The 23,531-nt window shown below is 60.9% G+C and carries 25 protein-coding genes; all 25 read left to right on the forward strand.

Annotation, left to right across the window (positions count from 1 at the left end; translation table 11 throughout):
• Positions 1–95 precede the first annotated feature (95 nt).
• The 25 genes from L1P09_RS06765 to L1P09_RS06885 all read left to right on the forward strand — a co-directional run bounded on the left by L1P09_RS06765 (position 96) and on the right by L1P09_RS06885 (position 23,531).
• Positions 96–569, forward strand: a complete 474-nt coding sequence (locus L1P09_RS06765) for a terminase small subunit (RefSeq protein ID WP_064314516.1) — start codon at positions 96–98, stop codon at positions 567–569.
• Positions 566–2,263 carry a terminase large subunit gene (locus L1P09_RS06770; protein ID WP_064314515.1) on the forward strand — a complete coding sequence of 566 codons (1,698 nt, stop codon included), beginning with the start codon at positions 566–568 and terminating at the stop codon, positions 2,261–2,263. The genes L1P09_RS06765 and L1P09_RS06770 overlap by 4 nt, the downstream gene beginning before the upstream one ends.
• Positions 2,263–3,660 (forward strand): phage portal protein, encoded by a 1,398-nt coding sequence (locus tag L1P09_RS06775; protein ID WP_064314514.1) that lies wholly within the window; start codon positions 2,263–2,265, stop codon positions 3,658–3,660. The genes L1P09_RS06770 and L1P09_RS06775 overlap by 1 nt, the downstream gene beginning before the upstream one ends.
• Before the next feature lie 13 nt (positions 3,661–3,673).
• Positions 3,674–4,549 (forward strand): head maturation protease, ClpP-related, encoded by an 876-nt coding sequence (locus L1P09_RS06780; RefSeq protein ID WP_009685295.1) that lies wholly within the window; start codon positions 3,674–3,676, stop codon positions 4,547–4,549.
• A 14-nt stretch (positions 4,550–4,563) separates the two neighbouring features.
• Positions 4,564–5,778: a phage major capsid protein gene (locus L1P09_RS06785; RefSeq protein ID WP_064314513.1), complete on the forward strand. Its 1,215-nt coding sequence runs from the start codon at positions 4,564–4,566 to the stop codon at positions 5,776–5,778.
• Positions 5,779–5,821: 43 nt separating this feature from the next.
• A complete protein-coding gene (locus L1P09_RS06790) occupies positions 5,822–6,211 on the forward strand; it encodes a hypothetical protein (protein ID WP_064314512.1) in 390 nt (129 codons plus the stop codon).
• Positions 6,212–6,214: 3 nt separating this feature from the next.
• Positions 6,215–6,691, forward strand: a complete 477-nt coding sequence (locus L1P09_RS06795) for a head-tail connector protein (protein WP_235768629.1) — start codon at positions 6,215–6,217, stop codon at positions 6,689–6,691.
• Entirely contained in the window at positions 6,691–7,032 is a 342-nt protein-coding gene (locus L1P09_RS06800; RefSeq protein WP_212632418.1) for a phage head closure protein, read from the forward strand. The genes L1P09_RS06795 and L1P09_RS06800 overlap by 1 nt, the downstream gene beginning before the upstream one ends.
• The gene (locus tag L1P09_RS06805; protein ID WP_235768631.1) at positions 7,025–7,489 is read left to right on the forward strand and encodes an HK97-gp10 family putative phage morphogenesis protein; all 465 of its coding nucleotides are present in this window, start codon (positions 7,025–7,027) and stop codon (positions 7,487–7,489) included. Before L1P09_RS06800 ends, L1P09_RS06805 begins: the two co-directional genes overlap by 8 nt.
• Positions 7,490–7,496: 7 nt before the next feature.
• A complete protein-coding gene (locus L1P09_RS06810; protein ID WP_103446289.1) occupies positions 7,497–7,865 on the forward strand; it encodes a DUF3168 domain-containing protein in 369 nt (122 codons plus the stop codon).
• A 52-nt stretch (positions 7,866–7,917) separates the two neighbouring features.
• A complete protein-coding gene (locus tag L1P09_RS06815; RefSeq protein WP_103446290.1) occupies positions 7,918–8,433 on the forward strand; it encodes a phage tail tube protein in 516 nt (171 codons plus the stop codon).
• A gap of 9 nt (positions 8,434–8,442) precedes the next feature.
• Positions 8,443–8,826: a phage tail assembly chaperone family protein, TAC gene (locus tag L1P09_RS06820; RefSeq protein ID WP_172287375.1), complete on the forward strand. Its 384-nt coding sequence runs from the start codon at positions 8,443–8,445 to the stop codon at positions 8,824–8,826.
• The gene (locus tag L1P09_RS06825) at positions 8,796–9,065 is read left to right on the forward strand and encodes a hypothetical protein (RefSeq protein ID WP_235768945.1); all 270 of its coding nucleotides are present in this window, start codon (positions 8,796–8,798) and stop codon (positions 9,063–9,065) included. Before L1P09_RS06820 ends, L1P09_RS06825 begins: the two co-directional genes overlap by 31 nt.
• A 50-nt stretch (positions 9,066–9,115) precedes the next feature.
• Positions 9,116–9,487, forward strand: a complete 372-nt coding sequence (locus L1P09_RS06830; protein ID WP_235768633.1) for a hypothetical protein — start codon at positions 9,116–9,118, stop codon at positions 9,485–9,487.
• 57 nt (positions 9,488–9,544) lie between these two features.
• A complete protein-coding gene (locus tag L1P09_RS06835; protein WP_235768635.1) occupies positions 9,545–12,961 on the forward strand; it encodes a phage tail tape measure protein in 3,417 nt (1,138 codons plus the stop codon).
• A 9-nt stretch (positions 12,962–12,970) separates the two neighbouring features.
• On the forward strand, positions 12,971–13,555 hold the full coding sequence (locus L1P09_RS06840; protein WP_235768636.1) for a hypothetical protein: 585 nt from the start codon (positions 12,971–12,973) through the stop codon (positions 13,553–13,555).
• The gene (locus L1P09_RS06845; RefSeq protein WP_235768637.1) at positions 13,556–14,152 is read left to right on the forward strand and encodes a hypothetical protein; all 597 of its coding nucleotides are present in this window, start codon (positions 13,556–13,558) and stop codon (positions 14,150–14,152) included.
• Between the two features lie 5 nt (positions 14,153–14,157).
• Entirely contained in the window at positions 14,158–14,556 is a 399-nt protein-coding gene (locus tag L1P09_RS06850) for a DUF6950 family protein (RefSeq protein ID WP_235768638.1), read from the forward strand.
• On the forward strand, positions 14,556–21,437 hold the full coding sequence (locus L1P09_RS06855; protein ID WP_235768639.1) for a phage tail protein: 6,882 nt from the start codon (positions 14,556–14,558) through the stop codon (positions 21,435–21,437). The genes L1P09_RS06850 and L1P09_RS06855 overlap by 1 nt, the downstream gene beginning before the upstream one ends.
• On the forward strand, positions 21,434–21,814 hold the full coding sequence (locus tag L1P09_RS06860; RefSeq protein ID WP_064314712.1) for a hypothetical protein: 381 nt from the start codon (positions 21,434–21,436) through the stop codon (positions 21,812–21,814). The genes L1P09_RS06855 and L1P09_RS06860 overlap by 4 nt, the downstream gene beginning before the upstream one ends.
• Entirely contained in the window at positions 21,798–21,968 is a 171-nt protein-coding gene (locus tag L1P09_RS06865; RefSeq protein WP_235768640.1) for a hypothetical protein, read from the forward strand. The genes L1P09_RS06860 and L1P09_RS06865 overlap by 17 nt, the downstream gene beginning before the upstream one ends.
• A 61-nt stretch (positions 21,969–22,029) precedes the next feature.
• Positions 22,030–22,254, forward strand: coding sequence for a hypothetical protein (locus tag L1P09_RS06870; RefSeq protein ID WP_064314711.1), 225 nt, complete (start codon positions 22,030–22,032; stop codon positions 22,252–22,254).
• 59 nt (positions 22,255–22,313) lie between these two features.
• Positions 22,314–22,802, forward strand: coding sequence for a glycoside hydrolase family 24 protein (locus L1P09_RS06875; RefSeq protein WP_064314362.1), 489 nt, complete (start codon positions 22,314–22,316; stop codon positions 22,800–22,802).
• Entirely contained in the window at positions 22,799–23,293 is a 495-nt protein-coding gene (locus tag L1P09_RS06880; protein ID WP_064314710.1) for a DUF2514 domain-containing protein, read from the forward strand. Before L1P09_RS06875 ends, L1P09_RS06880 begins: the two co-directional genes overlap by 4 nt.
• A 13-nt stretch (positions 23,294–23,306) precedes the next feature.
• Positions 23,307–23,531: a hypothetical protein gene (locus L1P09_RS06885; protein WP_064314709.1), complete on the forward strand. Its 225-nt coding sequence runs from the start codon at positions 23,307–23,309 to the stop codon at positions 23,529–23,531.

Below are 23,531 nucleotides of genomic sequence, written 5' to 3' on the forward strand. Positions count from 1 at the left end.
TGGGGTGGGGTGGGTCGAGAGTTCATGGCTTTTCGCTTCCAGACCACCTGCCCCCGCACGCGTGAAATTTTTCCCTGTTTCAGAGGTTTTTGTTAATGGCGTTAACATCGAAAAAGCGCCGTTTTGTCGAGTCCAAGGCTGCTGGAGCCTCGAATCGCGAAGCGGCGGAAGCCGCAGGTTACGCGGCGGGCAGCGCTTCGGCTGCAGGTTCTCGGCTCGCCAAAGACCCTGACGTTGTTGCCGCCCTGGAAAAGTTAAAGGCGCCCCGAAATGTTAAGCCTGAGCCGGAGCGCGAGACCTTCGAGGCCGACCCGCCAGGTGACGAGTCGGGCGACCTGGTTGACCTACCCAACACCGATGATCCGCTCGTTTGGTTACTGGCGCTGATGAACGATCCCCAGGCCAAGATCTTTGATCGGCGCAACGCCGCCCAGTCGGCGCTCCCGTACTTTCACGGCAAGAAGTCCGGCATGGGCAAAAAGGAACAGAAGCTCGAAGAAGCGGCGAAGGTGGGAGCTAGCGGCAACCGCTTCGGGCTGCGTGAGCGCCACTTGAAGGCCGTCAAATGAAGAAGTGGTCTACCGCGTGCCCCGACTGGGAGAGCAGGATCGTCCGTGGCCAGGCACTCGTGCCGGTGGAGCCCATCTTCCCCGAGCAGGCAGAAGATGCTCTCGACGTGTTCTGCAACCTTCGAATGGTTGATGCCGACGGTAGCCCCCTGATGGGGGATACCTGCCGCAGCTGGGTGCTTGATGTTGTGGCCGCGCTCTTCGGCGCGTACGACGCCGACGCCGGCCGCAGGCTGATCACCAACTACTTCCTGATGGTGAGCAAGAAGAACGGCAAGTCGACGATCGCAGCGGGCATCATGCTCACGGCCCTGATCCTGAACACCCGGCCCTCTGGCGAGTTCCTGATCCTGGCGCCCACGAAGGAAGCGGCTGACAACGCGTTCAAGCCGATCCGGGACATGATCGATGCGGACGAAGACCTGCAGGCCAGGTTCCATGTGCAGGAATACAACCGGATCGTCACCGACAACCTGAACAAGGCAAACCTGAAGGTGGTGGCGGCCGACTCGGCCACTGTCACTGGCAAGAAAGCGACTGGTGTGTTCATCGACGAGCTCTGGGAGTTCGGCAAGCAGGCCAAGTCGGCGAAGATGCTGGTCGAGGCCACTGGCGGCCTAGCGTCACGCCCAGAGGGTTTCGTTTTCTACTGCACCACCCAGTCCGATGAGCCGCCGGCCGGCGCCTTCAAGGCCAAGCTGGACTATGCGCGCAAAGTGCGTGACGGGGAGATCGAGGACCGGCGCTTCCTGCCGGTGATCTACGAGTTCCCGAAAGAGATGATCGAGCGGAACGAACATCGTGACCTGGCAAACGCCCATGTGACAAACCCCAATTGGGGGCTTTCTGTCGATCAGGAGGTGATCGAGCAGAAGTATCAGGAGGCGCAGGCAGAGGGCGAGGGAGCAATTCGCGGCTTCTTGGCTAAACACCTCAACGTCGAGATTGGGCTGGACCTGCGGTCGGACCGCTGGGCGGGCGCTGATCATTGGGAAGCTGGAGCCGAGGCTGGCCTGACTCTGGAGAGCCTGCTGCAGCGTTCTGAAGTGGTCACGGTGGGGATCGACGGAGGCGGCCTTGACGACTTGCTCGGCCTGACTGTGCTCGGTCGCGAGCCCTTCACTCGCCAATGGCTCCACTGGGCTCACGCCTGGGCGCACAACATCGTGTTCGAGCGGCGGAAGGATATCGCCAGTGCGCTGAGGGACTTCGAGAAGGCGGGCGATCTGACCGTCGTTGATCGACCAGGTGATGACGTCCAGCAGGTGGCTGACATCATCTGCGATATCAGGGACCGCGGCCTGCTGCCGGAGAAGCTGGCAATCGGTGTGGACTCGGCCGGTATCGGCGACATCGTTGACGAGCTGACCACCCAGGAGCGCGGGATCACCATGGAGCAGATCGTGGCCATCTCGCAGGGCTGGAAGCTCAACGGCGCGATCAAGACGACCGAGCGCAAAGTGGCTGGGGGCGAACTGGTCCACTGCGGCAGCGCGCTGATGAACTGGTGTGTCGGTAATGCCCGTGTCGTTCCGCAAGGCAATGCCATCACGATTACCAAGCAGGCCAGCGGCTCGGCAAAGATCGATCCGCTGATGTCGACATTCGATGCTGTTTCGCTGATGGCGCTGAACCCGGAAGGCTCTGGTGATCTCCAGGGCTTCTTTGACAACCCGATCATGGTAGGAATCTGATGGCCGACAAGAAACCGGGCCGGGTGAAGGCTGCGCTGCAAAACTGGCTCGGGGTGCCGATAGGCCTGAAGGACGGCGCATTTTGGCAAGAATGGTTCGGCAGCTCTGCATCTGGAAAGCACGTATCAGTCGACAAGGCCATGCAGTTGTCCACGGTATGGGCATGCGTAAGGCTGCTGTCCGAGTCCGTCTCTACGCTGCCGCTCAAGCTTTTTCGGCGCCTTCCCGACGGATCACGCGAGGTTGCCAAAGACCATCCGCTGTTCCGTGTGCTGTGCCGAATCCCAAACGCCGAGATGACCCCGCAGCGCTTCATGCTGCTGGTGGTGGCGAGCATCTGCCTTCGAGGTAATGCGTTTGTCGAGAAGAAGATGATCGGCAGCCGGATCATCGCCCTGGTGCCGCTTCTCCCCCAGTCCATGAGGGTGAAACGGCAGGACAACGGGCGTCTGAAGTACACCTACAACGAGAATGGCGTGGACCGCGACATTCCCGAGAAGAACCTGATGCACATCCGCGGCTTTGGCCTGGATGGGGTGTGCGGGATGCTTCCGGTAACCACTGGGCGCGAGATCTTCGGCTCGGCGATGGCGATCGAGGAGGCCGCGGCGAAGGTGTTCGCACAGGGCATGCAGGCGTCCGGCATCCTGAGCAGCGACGCCAAGATCACACCGCAGCAGCGCGAGCAGCTTCGGGCCAGCATGCAGGCGTTCATGGGGTCGAAGAACGCCGGCAAGATCATGGTGGCGGAGGCAGGCTTCAAGTACCAGGGCATCACGATGAACCCTGAGGCCGCCCAGATGCTGGAGTCCAGGTCTTTCGGGATCGAGGAAATGTGCCGTTGGTTCCGTGTGCCGCCCTTCATGGTCGGTCACATGGACAAGCAGTCCAGCTGGGCCGCCTCGGTTGAGGCGCAGAACCTTCACTTCCTCACCAACAGCCTGCGCCCTCTGCTGGTCAACATCGAGCAGGAGATCACGCGCTGCCTGATCGGCGAGGCCGATGCCGACGACTACTTCGCGGAGTTCGCGGTGGAAGGTCTGCTGCGCGCGGACAGCGCCGGCCGCGGGGCCTGGTACAACACGGCTCTGCAAAATGGCTGGATGTCTCGCAACGAGGTGCGCCGGCTGGAGAACCTGCCGCCTATCCCGGGCGGTGACACCTACACGGTCCAGTCTGCGTTGGTACCTCTGGATCAACTCGGGAAGCCGAGCGCAGGCGTATCCCCGGCGGCCTCGGCATTCATGCTTCGGCTGGTCTCGGCGCGCAACAGCGACGACCGAGAGGCCATCAACCAGGCGGTCGAACTGGCGACCCAGGCTCTGGAAGCCGGAAACCCGGACGGCCCAATGATGGCCCACGCGCTGATATCGATGCCGCTGCTCAAAGCGGCCTGACCTGGAGTAACCCATGACTCTCAAGACACTACCGGCAGCGCCGGCGGTGCGGCCGCACGCGCGCGTCGAATCCGATCTACTGCCCAAGGCCATGGAGCGCTGGAATCCAGCGATCAAGGCGGCAGCTGGTGACGACTCCACCACCATCACCATGTACGACCCGATCGGCATGGACTGGTGGACGGGTGAGGGCGTTACCGCCAAGCGCGTCAGTGCCGCACTTCGCAGCATCGGCGACAAAGACATCACCGTGAAGATCAACAGCCCAGGCGGCGATGTTTTCGAAGGCTTGGCGATCTACAACCTGCTGCGCGAGCACAAGGGCAAGGTAACCGTCCAGGTGCTTGGCCTGGCTGCATCGGCTGCATCGTTCATCGCCATGGCAGGCGATGAGATCCAGATCGCCCGCGCCGGCTTCATGATGATCCACAACGCCTGGACCATCGCCGCCGGCGATCGAAACGACTTCACCGAGGTCGCCGACTTCCTCGACCAGATCGACGCGACCCTAGCCGACATTTACTCGGTCAGAACCGGCGATGAGGTCTCCGCGATGCGCGCCCTCATGGATGTCGAGACGTGGATGGGCGGGAGCGGGGCCGTAGAAGCGGGCTTCGCTGACGGCCTTCTCCCATCGGACGCCGCGCAGGAAGACCCACAGGCCAAGGCGCCGCACCAGGTCGCAGCTCGCCGATTGGACGCGATCCTGGCCAAGCAGGGGATGCCCCGCTCCGAGCGGCGGTCCCTCATTCAAGAACTCAAGGGTGGTACGCCAGGCGCTGCCCCCTCCGGTACGCGCAGCGCTGCCGAACCCCCGGCCGATCTGGCCACCCACTTTGCCGAACTACAGACCGCCATGTCGCGGTTCTCGGCAGCAGCCCTCAAATAACCGGAGACAATCCCATGGCAGACAATACCGCTGACCTGCTCAAGCAGGTTTCCGCCGAGCTCAAACAGGCGACCAGCGATTTCAGTAAACAGGCCGAAAACGCCCTGGCCGAGGCCAAGAAGGCCGGCAGCCTGTCCGAAGAAACCAAAGCCGCCGTCGATGAGATGGCCACCAAGTTCAACAGCCTGACCGAGGCCGAGAAGCAGCTGAAAGCCCAGCTGGGCGAGCTCGAACAGGAGTTCGCACGCCTGCCTTCGCCAGGCACCCCGCAAGCCCAAGACAGCCTTGGCGGCGTGGTGATCAAAAGCGAAGCGCTGAAGCAGTTCGCGGCCAGCATCGAAGGCGGCAAGCGCGTGAACATCCCGGTCAGCGCCGCCCTGCTGTCCACCGATGTTCCCGCCGGCATCGTCGAGCCTCAGCGCCTGCCCGGGATCGACACCGCGCCCAAGCAGCGGCTGTTCATTCGCGACCTGATCGCCCCGGGTCGAACTACCGCCCCGGCGATCTTCTGGGTGCAGCAGACCGGTTTCACCAACGCCGCCAAAGTCGTGGCCGAGGGAACTGCCAAGCCGTACTCGAGCATCGAATTCGCGTCGAAGCTCACCGCGGTATCGACCATCGCCCACATGTTCAAGGCCTCCAAGCAGATCTTGGACGACTTCGCCCAGCTGGGTTCGACCATCGACGTAGAAATGCGCTACGGCCTCAAGTACGTCGAAGAGCAGGAGATCCTGTTCGGTGACGGCACCGGTGTGCACCTGCACGGTATCGTCCCGCAGGCCTCCAAGTATGTGCCGGCATTCGAGGTCGAGAAGCGCTCGGGCATCGACGACCTCCGCTTGGCGATGCTGCAGGCCCAGCTAGCGCGCCTGCCTGCGTCTGGCCATGTCCTGCACTTTATGGACTGGGCCAAGATCGAATTGACCAAGGACACGCTGGGCCGTTACATCCTTGCCAACCCGCTGGGTCTGGCTGGCCCCGTGCTGTGGGGGCTGCCTGTGGTGGCTACCGAGGTCGCTGCTTTCCTGGGCAAGTTCCTGACCGGCGCATTCCAGACCGGCGCTCAGTTGTTCGACCGTGAAGACGCCAACGTGGTCATCTCGACCGAGAACGCCGACGACTTCGAGAAGAACCTCATCTCGATCCGCTGTGAAGAGCGTGCTGCGCTGGCGGTCAAGCGTCCTGAAGCGTTCATCTTCGGTGAGTTCGCCGCCCCGGTCACCCCTTAACCCTGCGTAAGGGCCGTCCGAGTGACGGCCCCTGGAGGCATTCATGAAGCTGAAAACCCTGAAACCTCTGTACCTGGGCGGCCAGACGCTTGTGGAGGGCACGTCCTTCGAGACCATCGAGCAGCACGGACGCCAGTTGATCCAGAAGGGCTATGTCGAACTGGACGACTCCGAAGGCGAGGTGGTGGTGACCATTTCGAAGGAAGATGCCGCTGGCGCGGGCGTGCTGACCACCAGCAGCCTGGGGCCGGTAGCCTTGCCGATTGCTCCGCCAGTCGCCACCTTCAAGGCTAAGCACAAGGGCGCTGGCAAGTACATCGTGGTGGACGTTGAAGGCAACCAGGTTGGCGCGTTCTCCGGTAATCAGGAAGAAGCCAATGCGGAAGCTGAGCGACTGATCGCCGGTGGCGAGCCGGCGCAGGCCGAGGAGTAACCCATGCCCGTGATCGCCATCGATCTGGCCATGCATCACCTGCTGGCCGAGCCGGAAGACCAAGTGCTGGTCGAGGCGCAACTTGGCGCGGCGGAGGATGCGGCGATGAATTTCCTCAATCGTCGTTTCTACCTGGATCAGGTGGCTCTCGACCAGGCCCGCGCCGGCGTATCGGCTTCCATGCAGCAAGCCAGGGTGGCAAACGCGGCGGCGGTTGCTGCTGCTGATGGCGAGCAGGATCACACACTGCGCTGCCGCCTGCTTGAGCATGCCCGCCAGGCGCTGGCCGACGCCTACGATCAAGCCGACGCCATCGCCTACGGAATAGTGCTCAACCCTGCGATCCAGGCTGCTTGTCTGCTGAAGCTGGGTCACCTGTTCGCCAACCGTGAGGAAGTGGTCACCGGGACGACCGCAGTCGAGTTGCCGCTGGCGTCCCAGCACCTGCTGATGCCGTACCGCATCCGGATGGGTGTGTGATGCAGGCCGGTAAGCTCCGGCACCGCATCGACATCGAGGAAATGACCATTCCCCGAGATCCGGTTACCGGTGAATACGGCGAACCCCAGTGGGTGGCGCGCTGGACGAAGTGTCCGGCGCGTGTCGAGCCGCTATCGGCCCGCGATCTGGTGGCGGCTCAGGCAGCCCAGTCCGAGGCCACGGCGAGAATGGTGATCCGGTACCGGGCCGGCCTGCTGCCCACTATGCGCATCGTTTACCGCGATGAGGTTTACAGCATGGAGGGGCCGCCCTTGGCAGATCCCAACTCGGGGCTGGAGTACCTGACGATCCTGGTATCGAAGGGGGTGAAAGATGGCTGACGGTATCAGTGTCAGCCTGCAGGGCTTGAAGGCTGCCACCGACAAGATGGTTGGCTTGGCTCCCAAGCTGCGCCGCAGTGGCCTGCGTAAGGCTGCCCGGCAGGCCATGAACATCGTCAGGGACGACGCCAAGGCGCGGGCGCGAGCGCTCGACGATCCAGAAACCGCCGAGAAGGTCTGGAAGAACATCGTCACCCAGGAATCTGCCCGCCAGGGGCGGCGCGAAGGCGGCGTGGTGATGAAGGTCGGTGTTCGCGGTGGCGCCAGTTCCAACCAGCACAGCCAGGACGCCAGCGGCAACCCCGGCGGCGACACCCGACACTGGCGCTACCTGGAGTTCGGCACCCAGCACAACCCGCCGGCCCCATTCATGAGGCCGGCGTTCTCCACGAACGTCAACGCCGTGACTGAGCGCTTCGTGCAGGTGTTCGTTCAGGAAATCGACGCAGCACTGTGAGGAATCCATGGAAGCGCCAATTTTCGCCGTTTGCTCGGCAGACCCCGGGGTGGCCGCGCTCATCGGCTCAGGCATCGATTGCCGCCTGTATTCCTTCGGGGAAGGGCCGGAAAAACCGCTGAAGCCATATGTCGTCTGGAGCGTGATTTCCGGCAGTCCTGAGAACTACCTGGCCGGCAGGCCAGACACCGACGGCTTCACCCTGCAGCTGGACGTGTATGCCGCAACCGGCGCACCGGTGCTGGCCGTCACCAAGGCGCTGTGTGCAGCGATCGAGCCGCGCGCCTATGTCGTCCGCTGGGGAGCCACTGACCGCGACCCGGATACCAAGGACTTCCACCGAAGTTTCGACGTGGACTGGATAGTCCCCCGATGAACCAACCGAGCCCGCCCAGTGCGGGCTTTCTTTTACCTGACAGGAGACCACCATGTCGATTTTGACCCAAGGCACCCAGGTTTTTGCCCTGGTACCGCCTGCCACTGGTACCGGCCCGATGACCGTGATGGAGGTGGAGTGCGCCACCGCCTTCAACCCCGGCGGCTCCCCCAAAGAGCAGATCGAGGATACCTGCCTCAGCTCCGACGAACGCACCTACAAACCGGGGCTTCGTACTCCGGGCCAGGCTTCGTTGACAATCAATGCTGATCCAAAAAGCCCGAGCCATGTCCGGCTGCATCAGCTGTCCGAGGCAAATGGTGACACCACCTTGAAATGGGCAGTGGGCTGGTCTGATGGCCCGCGGGATGCTGAAGGTAAGCCGACCGCGCTGCCGACAGTGAACGCAGACGGCGATGACTTCGAGTTGCCAGCGAGCCGAACCTGGTTCTTGTTCCAGGGCTATGTCGCTGACTTCCCCTTCGACTTCGCCGCCAACACCGTGGTTAGCACCGCGGTTTCCATCCAGCGCTCGGGCGGCTCTGCCTGGGTACCGAAAACCGCTTAAGGGGTAACCATGGATCTCGCGCAACTGAAGAAGAAAGGAGGCGTCATCGCCGACGCCCTGGTGCCCAAGAAAGTCGAGTGGAAACACACTGACGAAGAGGGCAAGCCCATCACCGACAAGTTCACGGTCCACGTCCGCCGTCACGCTTTCGGCGTCATGGAGGCGATGTTCGCCGGAGGAGAGGCGGAGCGCTATAAGAATGCCAGGTATTTGTCAGCCAGCATCATGCTTGGCGAGGGTGGAGTTGAGGAGCTTCCATTCGAGGACGCAGTCAATCTTGATCCAGGCCTGGGCATCCTCCTGCTCAACGCTGTCAACGAAGTGAACAATCCGCCAGCAAAGAAATCACCCCGGCCGAAGAGATCTGGCACGAACTCGTCCTTAACGGCGTAGGGGGGAATTCGATTGCAGAGGCCAAGGCCACGCTTTCTTATGCGGAAGTGCTGGCCTGGGTTGCCTACCGTGACAAGCATGGATCGTTGAACCTGGCCGGCCGGGTCGAGCTTTCCAGCGCCCTTATTGCGCTGCAGGTCAACCGCGGTGCAGGGGGCTCGGCTGACCTGCAAGCCTTTATGCCGCATCATGTTCGCCGGGGTACGGATCTAGAGCGAGCAATGGCCGAATGGGTGTGAAGCAGATTCCGCTGATGATACATTGCCAGCATTACATCCAAGGAGGATATATGGCGACAGTTAAAGTTGAGGCAGGGGATCTTGATAAGGGTTCGTGGCAATTCTCTGGATTGTTTGGGGCTGCGATCATGACCCGGGCTAGCACAAAGGACCATCCCTGGAAGGGTGAAACTATCAATCTGGGGATTGATCTTGAAAGCGTAGAAATGCTTGACGAGGAGAAAGTTAAGAAATTGCTAGGGACGGCCGGCTGGGGCGTAGCTGGAGCGGTGCTGCTTGGACCTCTAGGAGCAATTGGAGGCATCCTCCTTGGCGGTAATAAAAAGGAAGTCGCATTCGCTGCATACCTCAAAGATGGCCGGAAATTCATGGCAACCACCGATGGGGGCACATGGAAAAAGCTGATGGCCATCACATTCTGAACTTACTTAGCTCAACGACCCGCTCCGGCGGGTTTTTTTATGGCCGGAGAAAAGTGAATGGCTACTCGCTCGCTGGGAACGCTGACTTTAGACTTGATCGCTAGGATTGGCGGCTTTCAGCAGGGAATGGACCAAGCAGCCAGGACGACTCAGCGGTCAATGGCGCAAGTTCGGCGTGAGTCTGAGCAGGCCTCTCAATCTGTTGCCTCGTCTTTTAAGGGTATCGCCGGGGCTGCTGCTGCATATTTGAGCGTGCGCGAACTAACTGATTACTCGCAGGCGTGGATTGGCGTACAAAATCGGATAAAGCAGGTTTCTGATACCTACGAGCAGTTTTCCAAGCAGACGCAATCTGTTTTTCAGATTGCTCAAAACTCTCAGTCTTCGCTTGATGCTACTGCCGAGCTCTATCAACGAATTGCAGCTTCCTCGGGCCAGTTGGGTGCAACACAGGAGAAAATCGCCCAAGTCACCCAGAACATCAGCAGGGCTATGTCTGCCAGCGGCGTATCCGCTGAGGCCGCTCAAGGAGCGCTCGTTCAGCTCGGCCAGGCCTTTGCATCTGGGGTGCTAAGAGGAGAGGAGTTGAACTCTGTTCTCGAGCAGGCTCCTGGATTGGCACAGGCAATTGCCGACGGATTGGGTGTTTCGCGAGAGTCCCTGAGAAGCCTAGGGGAGCAAGGGAAGCTTACCTCTAAAGAGGTATTCCAGGCGATCCTGAACCAAACGCAAGCTATCGACGATGCATTTGCTCGCTCACAAACCACGCTTTCTGCAGGCTGGACGGTTATTCAGAACAGCGCTACCAGAATCGTTGGATCTCTTGACGAGGCCTACGGCGTCACCAAATCGGCAGCACAAGCGATGCTTGATCTCTCTGAGGCTGCCGACTCGACCAACATCAAAAATCTGGTAAACATCCTTGAAACTGGCTTGTATGTGGCGTTGGGGCGAGTAGCTGGCGGGATGGCGAGCACGCTTCTCGCCTGGAGGGCTGCCCGCGCCGCAGCTTCCGAGCAGGCCTTTGCAAGTTCCGTGGCTGCTGCTGGCGAGCTTAGGAGGGCCGAGGCTACTCAGGCCGCCGCCGCATCTGATTTGGCGGCGGCCAGGGCTGCGGTGTCCGCAGCGGCAGCCAAGGTAAGTGCCGATAGGCAGGTGATAGGAGTTGAGGTAGCAAGGCTTCAGACCGTACAGGGTGCGATAGCTGCAGAGAAAGTATTGGAGGCACAGCGCCTCCAGGCTCAAATCACAGATGCTGGTCGACAGCAGTCGGTAGCTCGAATGGCCGAGCTTCGATTGACCGAAGTAGCGATTACTAAGCAACTCACAGCAGCTGAAGCTCAGCTATCTGCCGTAACGGTTGCAGGGTCGGCCGAAATGAGTGCCGCGCTGGCTCAAAGGACGGCTGCAACGGAAGTCTTGGCGACTGCCAACGGCCATTTGACCAGCACGCAACTTGCTGCGAATGCTGCCACCACTTCTGCGATGGCTAGTTTCCTTCCGGCGACTACAGCGCTCGGGGCGGCGATTGCTAGCCTTCGCACCGCTGGCTCTGCATTGCTGAGAATGGCGGCGGGGTGGCCGGGCCTTATTATCACGATGGGGGTACTGGCTTATTCCTTTATCGACTTCGGTGACAAGGCTGAGGAGGGGGCCGGCAAGGCAGCGGACGCTTTTGAGGATGCTTCGACGCGCATTCGCCAGGCTTCGCGGTCGATGTTGCCGGAAAACCTGGGCACCCAGTCCTACGATCAGTTGCAAGATCGGCTGAAGGGCCTGCAGGCTGAACTCAAGGAAACCGAGAAACTGCAGGAGCAGTTCCAGAAAGGCGTCGATGACAAAAGCGATGTTCCGTTTGAAGCTTCGCTCGACGCTTCGAAGGAAAAAGCTGATGCGCTCAGGCTGGCCATCCAGTCGGTCCAGAAGGAGCTGAATAGCTCTCGCCTTGCGTCTGACAAGGAGGGCGGCACCTACCTCAAGAACCTCGAAAAGCAGGCGGTAGTCGCGGGCAAGCTGACCGAAGTCGAGAAGCTTAGGGCCCAGATCGCCGCCGGCTCGGTGAAGTTCTCGCCGGACGATGAGAAGAAGGCTCTGGCCGCCGCTGAGGCGATCGACAAGGCGAACAAGGCCTTGAAGGAATCGAAGGCTGGCGATAAGGACAGTAAGTCCCTCAGTCGCCGCTTCGAGGATATGGAGGAGGGGTACCAGCGACAAATCGAACTGATCAACACCTCGACCGACAAGCGCAAGAATGCCACTGAAGTCGAGAAGCTGGCCTTCGAGGTATCCGCCGGAAAGCTGGAGGGCGTCAACGCTCAGCAGCGCAAGCGCCTGGAAGGGCTAGCGGCTGAGCTAGACGCGCTGAAGAAGCTGAAGCAGGCCGAGGAGGATGCCAAAAAGCTTGCATCCTTCCGCTCCAGCGTGAACGAGGACTACCAGACCGCGAAAAGCGGGTTCGATCAGGAGCTTGCTGGCGCCGGCCGGGGCGACAAGTACAAGGATCGGCTGAAGGAGCGACTGGCGATCGAGGAGGACTTCAACCGCCAGCAGCGCGAGTTGGTCTTGCAGCGAAACAGCGGCGACATCAGCCAGGGCCTGTACGACCAGGAAACCCAGGTGCTGAGCGATGCCCTGGCCGAGCGCCTGGACCTGCAAAACCACTATTACAGCCAGCTCGATGAGGCGCAGAGCAACTGGATGGATGGCGTAACCAGCGCCTGGGAGAACTTTGCAGACGCCGCGACCGACTACTCAGCCATGGCCGCTGATGCCACCACGTCTGTCCTCGGTAGCGCCAGGAGCGAGCTCAGTTCGTTCATCTCTGATGTGGCCACGGGCTCGAAGGATGCCGGTGATGCGCTGATGGATATGGTGGGCGGGTTCGCCAGGTCGATGGTTGATGCGCTGGCAGACATGGCCGCGCAGTGGCTGGTCTATCAGGCCGTGCAGCTTATGGTGGGCAAGACAACGCAGTCCTCTGCCGGCTTGGCTATGGTTGCGAACGCCCAGGCCACGTCATTCCAGGCGCAATTGGCGGCATTTGCTTCAACGGCTGCGATTCCGCTCATCGGCCCTGGGTTGGCACCTGCCGCGGCGATGGCTGCCGCAGCCGCAACCGCCCCGATGGTTGCAGGTGTGGCATCCACAGCTCTAATGGGCATGGCGCACGACGGTATCGATAGTGTTCCCCGGGAAGGCACCTGGCTGCTGCAGAAGGGCGAGCGGGTCACTACCGCCAACACTAGTGCAAAGCTGGACAAAACACTCGACGAGGTGAACAAAGCCAGCAGAGGAGGTCAGCCGGAAGGCGCCGGCCAGCCTGTGGCGGTGCACCAGGTCTTCCATGTAAATGGCGATGTGAGCCCTCAGACGGTTGCCATGATTCAACAGGGCATGCGCCAAACCATGTCCGCGATCCTGCAGGACGTGGGCCGAAACGGTCAGATCATGCAGAGCATCCGTAAGAAACTTTAAGGTGGAACGATGGCAATCGAATGGCCGACTCAGGTGTGCCCGGCTGAGATGAGCTGGGGCATGGTCTACAACAACCGCGACTTCAGCTCCACGCTGAACAACAGCCAGCAGATCGTGGGTTACCCGGGGTCGTACTGGAAGTGCTCACTGTCGCTGCCCCCGATGACCCGCGACGGAGATCGGATCGTGACTGCGTTCATGGGGCGCCTGCAGGGGCGCTTCGGCACGTTCAAGCTGCCTGCGTTCACGCGCAAGCGGACTGACATTATCGGTGCCCCGGTTGTGCAGACCGGTTCAGCCATGGCCTCAACTATTACCCTGAGTGGATTGCAGGGCAGCCGCCGGGTGTTCAGGCAGGGCGACTACATCACCATTGATGGTGTGATGCACGAGGTAGTTGAGGATGTGGTATCCAGCTCCGGTGGCACGGCTGTATTGCCCCTGAACAGACGGTTGCGCTCTGCGCTGGTAGCTGGCACAGCAGTGGAATACCGAAACCCTTACTCGATCATGCGCCTCACAGAAGACAGCTACACCCTTGCTATCAGGCCTGTGGTGGCCGAACTTTCTATCGAATGTCGGGAGGCCTTCTAAATGGCGGCAGTTTTCCCATTTTCCCAATCAGTGCTGAGCATCATTGCCGCCGGCAACTTTACGCCGGTTTTTGCATGCGAGTTGGATTTCGCCGATGGCGTGGTCAGGGCGCACACCGGCACTGGCCAGCTGGTCATCAACGGCTACGCCTACGACGGCGTTGGCACCTTCGGCGAAGTGGGCGCGGCCAGCGAAAGCGCTGACTCGAGTTCTTCTCTGTCCATCGATCTGACGCTGAATGGCCTGGACAGCTACATCCTCTCCCAAACATCGGTTGCGGGCTGTCGAGGCCGGTCGGCCCGCCTGATGTTCGTCGTCTATGACGAGGCCGGGAATTACGCGGCTGACATTCTGTTCAGCGGTCGTATGGACGCCGCCAAACTTTCCTATGGGGGATCGGGCGAGGATAGCACCATCACGGTCACCATTATCGACCGCATGGCCGAGTGGAACCGGATTGGTACTGAGCGCTGGACCGACGAGAACCACCGAGCCCGCCACGACGGTGACCGCTTCTTCTACGCCGTCGCGCAGATGGCGGAATGGCCCATCTACTGGGGTGCCAAGAAAGACGCGCCGTCCTTCACCTACGAGTAAATGTCATGCGCTATCGAGACTGGCCCGCGAGGCTACACGAAACCATCCAGGCCGCTTCCGAGCGGCCTTTTTTATGGGGCGAATTTGACTGCTGCCTGTTCGTGTCGGACTGCTCAATGGCTATTTGCGGCGTTGATCCGGCGAAGGAGTACCGCGGGCGATACAAGACGGAGATCGGCGCCAAGCGCGTCATTGCAGCGCGTCATGGCTCGCTCGAGGCCGTACTGGATGCTCACTTCATGCGGGTGCCCGTTGAGTTCGTGCAGCGCGGCGACATCGTCGCCTTCGAGAACGAGCAGGGCAAATGCGTGGCGGTGTATTGGTCAGATCGCTATTGGGCGGCAACCGACATAGGCGCGTCCAGCGTGGACTGCAAGCCACTGGCGGCATGGAGAGTTGAATAGTGAGCAAATCTATCAAGTCGGTTGCCAAGCTGGTAACGGCTCCAATCAAAGCGCTGTACGACCCCGTTGGCGCGATCAAGGACGTGTTCGGCGGCGTACAGGGCATCTTCGCCGGCCTAACTGGCGCAGCCAAGGTATCAGGTGCCAATAGCTCCGAGCCAAGCTCACAGACCGTTCGGTCGTCCAAGGCTCCGGTGCGCTTCATTCTCGGCCGTGTCAGCACTGGGGGTGTGCTCGCCTGGGTTCAGGAGCAGTCGGGCGATCAGACCAGTGGTGAGTGGCTGCATATTGTCTATGTACTGTCCGAAGGCGCCATTGCGGGTGTCGATGAGATCTACGTAGATGAGCGCCCCCTGTCCGAGTTGGGGGAGAATGCCACTTCTGAGGTGATCATCGACCCGGCCCAGGCAAACGCGTTCCTCCTGGCCAACTGCCCAGACTGGCGCCAAGAGCAGATCGGCCGCGGCCTATCGTTTGTTCGCCTGTCGTTCAAGTACGACGCAGAGAAGTTTCCATCCGGCATTCCTGATGTGCGCTTCGTGGTCCGCGGGCGCAGTGATGTATATGACCCGCGCAACGGCGCCTCGGGATATTCGGCCAACACGGCGCTGCTGATTCTCTGGTACCTGCGCAACCGCTGTGCGATTCCTGATGACGAGATCATCTTTGAATCTTTCGCCAGTGCGGCCAACGTCTGTGATGAAACCGTTATCGGGCCAGATAGCAAGGACACCCGCAGGTATTTCGCAGGCGCGGTCATTGGTGCCGATGAAAAGCGAAACACCGTTCTGGATAACCTGTTGTCGGCCTGCGCCGGGACACTGATCCGTGTTGGCGGCCGCTGGTCGCTGCAGGTGGGTGCTTACTATGGCCCAGCTGACTTCACTATTAACGAAGACATGGTCATCGGCACCGTTGAGGGCACGACCGAGGTCAGCAACAGTGACGCCATCAACACCATGCGCGGGACGTTTGTTGACCCCGCGCAGGCCTGGGCAGAGACCGACTATCCGGAGGTCGCAATTCAGGACTGGATCGCTACCGACGGCGGCGAGCTCGCTGAGTCGCAGTCGTTTGCCTACGTGACAGATGCGTACCTGGCGCAGCGGCTCGCAAACATCAGCCTTCGGCGGCGGCGCTCGGGTGGCTCTTTGGCCGTGCCGCTGAACTTCAATGGTTACAATTGCCGCCCGGGGCGTGCAGTCAAAGTCGATCTGCCGTCGCTGAATATCCTGGGCGAGTTCATGATCACCGATTGGACCATGGGCGCCGCTGATGCCTGCAAAGTCACCCTCAAGCCCTATGAGCAAGCCATTTTTGATGATGCTGTGGGTCAGCCCTATGATCCGCTGGGGTTCATCAACCTGCCGGTTGGCGGCCTGGCTGCAGTCACTGGCTTGGCCTGGGCCCCCAGCGGTGTGGCCGAGGTAGTCCAAGGCGTGCTGAGCTGGACGCCACCGATACAGACCGTGCTCAGCTACACCGTGACGATTCGCAAGGGCACCGAGGTAGTACAGTCCCTCAAGATTGGCGGTGAAGCCTCGAGTTGCAACATCAATGGCCTCACCTCTGGCGTTTACGCCATGAGTGTTGTTGCCTTTGGCCCTGGCACCCGATCTGGCGAGGCAAGCATCAGCGTTAACGTGGGTGGCCCTCCCGTTCCGGAGAGCTGTGCTGTGTTTGCGTCGGTCGATACCATCACGCTGGTACCGGCCAACCTGCAAAACAGCCTTAATGGCGGCACCTATGAGTACTTCTATGCCACCAACCCTTCGGCGCCTATTGCGGACGCTGTGTACTTGGGACAGGGCCTGACCTTTACCCACACTGGGCTGGCATTCGCCCGGGAGTACTTCTACTACGTGCGGGCCGCGAACGCGTATGGAAAAAGTGATTTCCTGTTCGTGCCTGCTGCGACATCCAGCGATCCAACCCAGATGCTGGATGTCATTGCAGGCCAGATCACCGAAAGCGAACTGGGTAAACAGCTCACCAGTCGCATCGACCTGATAGACATGAACGGGCCTGGGTCGGTCAACGATCGAATAGGAACGGCCAAGACCGAGCTGGCCCAGCAGATCAGTGAGGTGAACAACGCCCTCAACACCACCAAAGGCAATTTGCAGCAGCAGATCACCGCTGTGAGCACTGATGTGTCGGCTGCCAAGGCCGACCTGCAGCAGCAGATCGCCAACGTCTCGGCCTTGGCCGGCTCGTTGCCGTACCGGAAAGACAAGGCCTACAGCGTCGGGCAAAGCGCCCTGGGCAGTGATGGCAAGTTGTACCAGGCCCTAAAAGCGGTACCGCTGAACACGCCACCGCCGAACGCCACCTACTGGACCGATGTTGGCCAGGCGGTGGTGACTGCCAACGGCATGGCCGCGCGCGTCCAGACCATGGAAACAAAAGTCGAAACCCTGGAGGGCGCCACCTCAGCCCAGGCCCAGCAGATCTCGGGCCTGCAGTCGAGCCTTACCACCACCAACGGCAACGTGTCGGCTGCCCAGCAGGCTGCGCAGGATGCGGCCACGCTCGCGGGCGGGAAGGGCAAGGTCATTGTTCAGTCGGCCGCGCCTGCCGTCGCCGACCGTCTGGCTCAGAACCTTTGGATCGACACCACCAGCAATGCCAACACGCCGAAGAGGTGGAGTGGCACCGCCTGGGTCGCTGTTACTGACAAGGTTGCAACCGATGCTGCCGCAGCTGCCGCCGGCGCATTGGCCTTGGCCCAGACTAAGGCCGACGCCACGGTAGTCAGCAGCCTGACCACCCGGGTCAGCGATGCCGAGGGCAAGCTCACGTCGCAAGCCACCCGCATGGACGGCATGCAGACCAGCATCGACGGCAAGGCCAGCTCGCAGGCGCTGCAGCAGGTCACCACCCGGGTGGCGGCTACCGAAGACAAGGACAAGGCGCAGGATCAGCAGCTTTTGTCGCAGAGCCAAGCCCTGACTTCGTTGACCGATAGTGTGAGCAAGAAGGCGGATGCTTCGGCTGTCCAGTCCCTGGGTAACCGAGTGGAGGCTGCTGAAGGGGCACTGAGCAGCCAGAGCACTGATATCACGCAGCTGAAAAACAGCGTAGGCGCTGCCCAGCCATTCGTTGCTGGCCGTGCCTGGGAGTTCACCGGTTCGACAAGGGGTTGGGTGGCGACCGCGACAAACGGGACGATTACTGCGGGCCCGCTGTTTGCTACCGTGACTGCAAACCCGAACCTTCAGTGCAATTTCACCCCAGTCGTTGCAGGCGCAGAGAACCCTTATCTGCGGATCAGGCTACGGCGGCGTAATACCAGCCGGGCGGGTGCCCAGATGTACTGGGCCAACGAAGACGGCGGATTGGCCGAGGCAAGGCGCTTTGGGTGGTTCATCAGCGCCACAACCACGGATTGGCAGGACATCGAGCTTGACCTGTCCGGCCATGCCGGGTGGAACGGCAAGAAAATTTACGCCATCCGCCTGGACATGATGAACTCCGGTGATACAAGCGGCGAGATCGATATCGCTTATATCGCCGTTGGTAGGCGTTCCGCCTCGGCCTCGGCAGAAGCCGTTTCCACTCTGAACAACGCGGTTACCGAAGCAGAAGGAAAGCTATCCAGCCAGAGCCAGTCGATCGTAAATCTGCAGGGTGGGCTCAATGCCACCAACGGTAATGTGTCAGCTGCGCAGAAGGCTGCCCAAGACGCATACAGCCTCGCTGACGCCAAGGGCAAGGTGATCGTCCAAAACTCAACACCTTCAGCCATCAACCAGCAGATCCAGAACCTTTGGATTGATACCACAGGTGGCGGGAACACACCCAAACGGTGGAATGGCTCCGCATGGCAGGCAGTTTCGGACAAGGTAGCCACGGATGCCGCAGCAGCAGCGGCCAATGCCCTGAGCCAAGTAGCGACAAAGGCTGATGCCTCTACCGTTCAGAGCCTCACGAATAAGGTAGAGCAACAGGGCACAGCCATCACCGCCGCTGGCGAGGCGATCACTGGCATTAATGCATCGCTCGGCCAGGTTGGCGGCGAGAACCTACTGCCTAACCCTTCGTTTGAGGTAGAGGGGCCAACTGCCGGCCTTGCTGATGGCTGGCGTATTGGCTCCTCGCTGTCTGCACCCAATCGGCTCCTGTCGTTGGTGCCGTCAACCTTGGACCCTCGCGGTAAGGCGCAGCGTGTCGATGCCAAAGGGCTGTCCGGCTCCGCGTATGTGGATGTTGCGCTACCGAACGCAAGCTGGGTGTCCATGGCGCCAGGGCAGGTACTGACAGTGTCGGCGTATGTCCGGGGCACCCAGGATCTGGTCAGCGAGATATACCTGCAATACAAGAACAGTGGTGGGGCCACGGTAGGGACGCATGGACCGCTCCGAACCATTCTGAGCGACGCATGGAACCGACCAGTCTTCACTGGCGCTGCCGCTCCAGCGGGGACGATCGGGGCAGACCTTCTTTTACGCGTCAGAGGTCCTTTGGGTGGTACCGCCAGTGACGGCTACTACGAGATTGATCGCGCCCAAGCTGAACTATCCACGGTAGTGAGTGCCTGGAAGGACAACGCCAAGAACGCTCAAAGCGCAGCGCAAGCAAACGCTGCAGCGATCAACAGCGTATCGGGTCGTGTCTCCAGCACGGAGGAGGGGCTGACGTCAGTCAGTGGTCGGCTAACTCAACTGGACAATTCGATCGGAGACGTTGGCGGAGAGAATCTGCTCTACAACCCGGCTTTCACCAAATTGGGAGCAGCTACGGGGAACAATCCTGATGGATGGGTGCCGGAAGGGACGGCGACCTATACGCCCTCAATGGTCAGCTCCTGGCTTAACGCTGCAGAAAATGCATATCGGTGCACCACCACCGGCGTTGGCACAACAGCTTCGGGCAACCCTTACACGTCGCTGGTCACAGCAAGTGAACGGGCTCCTGCAGTTGCCCCAGGTCAGACGGTGACGTCGTCGATCTATGCAAGAAAGACCTCCGATTCAGGCGATTTGGGATTGAGGATCTTCCATCAGTGGGCAAACGCCGCCGGAGCCGTAATCTCTGCTCCGGCCTCGCTGGTTGTGCCCGTATCGGTGTCCGGCGATCGCGTGTCGTTCACATCGATTGCTCCTGCTGGCGCCGCCAAGGTTCGGGTGTTTTACCGGGCCCACGCTGCAAGCGGGAGTAGTGCTGCTGGTACTTTCGAGGTTGCCAGGCCACAGGTCGAATACGGTTCGCGGCCGACTGGCTGGCGAGACAACGGGCAGGTCAACAGCACCACCATCGGCGCCGTTTCTACGGCAGTCGACGGCCTGACATCCAGCGTGAGCCAGCAGGGCAAAGACATCACCTCTGTGTCCGGCAGAACGACCAGCCTTGAGAACAGCGTCAACAACGGTTCCACTGGCCTGGCCAGTAAGGCGTCGACCGCTGCGCTGACCAGCGTGGCCAACCGCGTCGCTGCTACGGAAAGCGGACTGACTGCGCAATCCACGAGCATCACCAACCTGGAGGCGAAGATTGGCACCGCTCTGCCATTCGTGGCTGGGCAGACTTGGGAGTTCGTTAACTCGGTCGAGGGATGGATAGCCAATACGTCTGGAGCAACCCTGACCGCTGGCCCTCAGTACGCAACTGTCGCCAAGTTCACGACCATTCAGGCAACCAACACCTTCCCCGTCATAGACGGAGCCGCGAACCCTCTTGTGAGGATCAGGCTGCGCCGGCGCAACACCGGCCGGACCAGTGCGGCTATGTACTGGGCCAATGAGGATGGGGGCCTTGCCGAGGCCCGGCGGTTCAATTGGCCTATCAGCACCTCTAACGGGGACTGGCAGGACATTGAGTTCGACCTTTCCGGCCACGCAGGCTGGAACGGGAAGAAGATCTGGGCCATCCGCCTGGACATGTACAACTCAGGTGATGCCAATGGCGAGGTGGACATTGCCTACATCGCAGCCGGTCGGCGGTCGGTGGCTGCTTCGGGTAGGGCGTTTGATTCGCTCAGTGTCAACGTATCCCAGCAGGGCGACAAGCTGGCGGCTGAAACACAGAGGATAAATGGACTGCTGTCCTCTGTCGGAGATGCCAACGCCGCGATTCAGAACGAAGCCAAGGCCCGAAGCGATGCTGATGGAGCACTCAGTCAGCAAATTCAGAGCACCCAATCGTCTTTGGGGGCCACCAATGCTTCGGTACAGCAGATCAGTACCGCGCAGACCGGATTGAATAATCGGGTCAACGCTCAGTTCTCGATCAAGGTTGCAGTTACGCAAAGCGGAGTTTATGCGCTCGGTGGGATTGGAGTAGGCATTCAGAACCAGAATGGGGTGCTGCAGTCGGTCGTGGCCGTCTTGGCGGACCAGTTCGCGGTAATCAACGCCGCCGGCAATGGTTACGTCAGCCCGTTTGCGATTCAAGGCGGCCAGGTGTTTATGAATGATGCCTTCATTCGTGATGGCAGCATCATCAACGCCAAGATCGCCAACGGTGCGATTACGTCCGCGAAGATCGGGGTGGCGGAAATCGACACGCTGCGAATTCGTGGTAACGCTGTCACTGTGCCGGTATCGGCAAGCAGCCCCGGGAATGTGCTGGGTGCGGGGGTAGGCCAATGGCAAAACCTAGTCGCTGTCGGCGTTCAGATGGACGAGGGCGGTTTCATCACGGCCCAGTACAGCTGCTACCAAGGGTTTGGCAGTGGTATCCGTAAGTACCAATTCCAGATGGATATCAACGGCTTGGTGATCGCGGAAGGTGGCGGCGACTGGGCGGATGGTTTCCCTAACCTGATGGGATCAATCGGCGTTGGCCCGGGTTTTTTCGTCGTCACTGTGAAGTGGTGGGGGGAGAACACGGGGGTCGGCGTGAAAAATCATAACCTCTTTGCGATGGGAACCAAACGATGATCAACACTGGACACTTCGCAGCCTATGAGCCTGACGGCCGGATCGTATTTGCCGTCAGCTGCCCGCCCGAGTACGGGAAGCAGATCATCAGGCTCAACACCGACCGGCCTTTCATCCAGGTGGCCACACCGGCAAGGCCGGCCGATCACTTCGTGATGGGGCAAATGCTCAAGGAGCGCCCCCAGATGGGGGCGGTTCTCCAAGGGCTCTGGTTGAAGGGGGTGCACGAAGGTGCCGCCGTCAACATCGAGAGCGAAACCTACACCGCTGACGGCAGTGACATCGAGCTGGGATTTTCGGCGCCGGGTATCTACACCGTCACGGTCACCCTTTGGCCATACCGCGATCAGGAGTTCACCGTTGAAAATTCAGCATAAGAGCGACCACAACAAGCGCCGTGCGGCCGAGTACCCGCCGGTGGAGGAGCAACTGGACATGCTGTGGCACGCGATGAATCAAGGGCATATGCCCAAGGCTGAGCCGTTCTTCTCGACCCTGCAGCAGATCAAGCAGCAACACCCCAAGGCTTGAATCCAAGCCGACTACCCAATGCCCGCCATCGAGCGGGCTTCTTTTGCCTGGAGATTTACCCATGCCATTTGTCGCCATCAACCTGAGCAATGACTACGAAGTTGCCAACAAAACTCGCTACGCCACCCAGGAGGAGGCCGACGCCCGAGCCCGCGAGATTCTGACCCAGTTCCCGGCCGCCCAGGTCTGTGTCGCCCAAGTGCTGAAGGACTACACCGCCAAGGTCTCCATCAGCGCGAAAGATCCGGCAGAACCAGCACCAGGGCCTGAGGCGTCTGCTGCCTGACGGCGTTCGCAACCACCCAATGCCCGCCAAGCGCGGGCTTTTTTTCGCTTGGAGAAACCATGGCCAGACTCACCGAACCCCAGGCCGGAGGCGCGAATGTGCTCCGGTTTCTGGATCTGATCGCTTTTTCCGAAGGCACCTCGACCGTAAAAGCCAGCGATGACGGCTACAACGTGCTGTACGGTGGCGGCCTGTTCCAGGGGTACGCCGACCACCCAAGGCGCAAGCTGACATTCCCCATCAACGGCAAACCGGTCACCAGCACCGCTGCCGGCCGGTACCAGCTGCTCGAGCGTTACTGGGATGCGTACCGGGTCAGCCTGCGCCTGTCTGGCGGCTTCACCCCTGAGAATCAGGATCGCGTAGCCCTGCAGCAGATCCGCGAGCGCCGCGCCCTCGACGATGTCAAAGCCGGCCGCATTCAGGAGGCGATCGCCAAGTGCTCGAACATCTGGGCCAGCTTCCCGGGCAACAGCTATGGGCAAAACCCGCACCGCCTGGACAAGCTGCTCGGGCGCTGGGTGGAGCTCGGCGGAGCGCTGGCATGAACTGGCCGGTGCGGCTGGGCCTATTGGCCCTGGTGCTGGCTTCATATTGGGGCATATACCAGCATGGCCGGTCGGTGGAGCGCAGTCAGGCGCTTGCCACATCGGCGCAGCGTGATAGCGGCGATCGGCTGGCCGAGACGTTGGGACAGCGCGATGCCCGCGCGGAAGAACAACGACGCGCCCAGGCGCAGGAGGAGGCGAGAGCCCGTGCACACGAACAACACCAAGTGGCTGACACTGGGGCTGCTGGCGCCGATGTTGCTGGCCAGCGGCTGCAGCACGACGTCGCTCAGCTCGCAGCCTCCGTCAGTTGCCCCGGCCCGGATACCGGTGCTATCGCCCGAGGCAAGGCAGCCACCCGCGCCGCCATGGTGCTCTCCGACCTGCTCACACGGGCTGATGCTCGAGCGGGAGAATTGGCGAAAGCTTATGACCAAGCCCGAATAGCGGGGCTCGCATGCGAAGCATCCTATAATGCGCTGATCAAGTGATCGGAGCAGGGCAGTGGACAAGCGCACCTTCATCGGCATGGTCGAGGCCGGCGAGCCGCTGATTCAGCAGGCCATCGACGCAATGCGCGAGTATCACCAGGCCAAGGATTGCGGCGCGCCGGCCGAGGAGGTCGAGCGGCTGCGGCTGCTGGCGGAATCTTTGTTCCAGGCGGTATCCGACTATCAACTGCGCGTGGTGGCCACGGCCCGGGGCAAAGACCTGCCCCGTCTTCACTGA

The sequence above is a fragment of the Pseudomonas juntendi genome, assembly GCF_021560075.1.
In the GTDB taxonomy this organism is placed as follows: Bacteria; Pseudomonadota; Gammaproteobacteria; order Pseudomonadales; family Pseudomonadaceae; genus Aquipseudomonas; species Aquipseudomonas juntendi.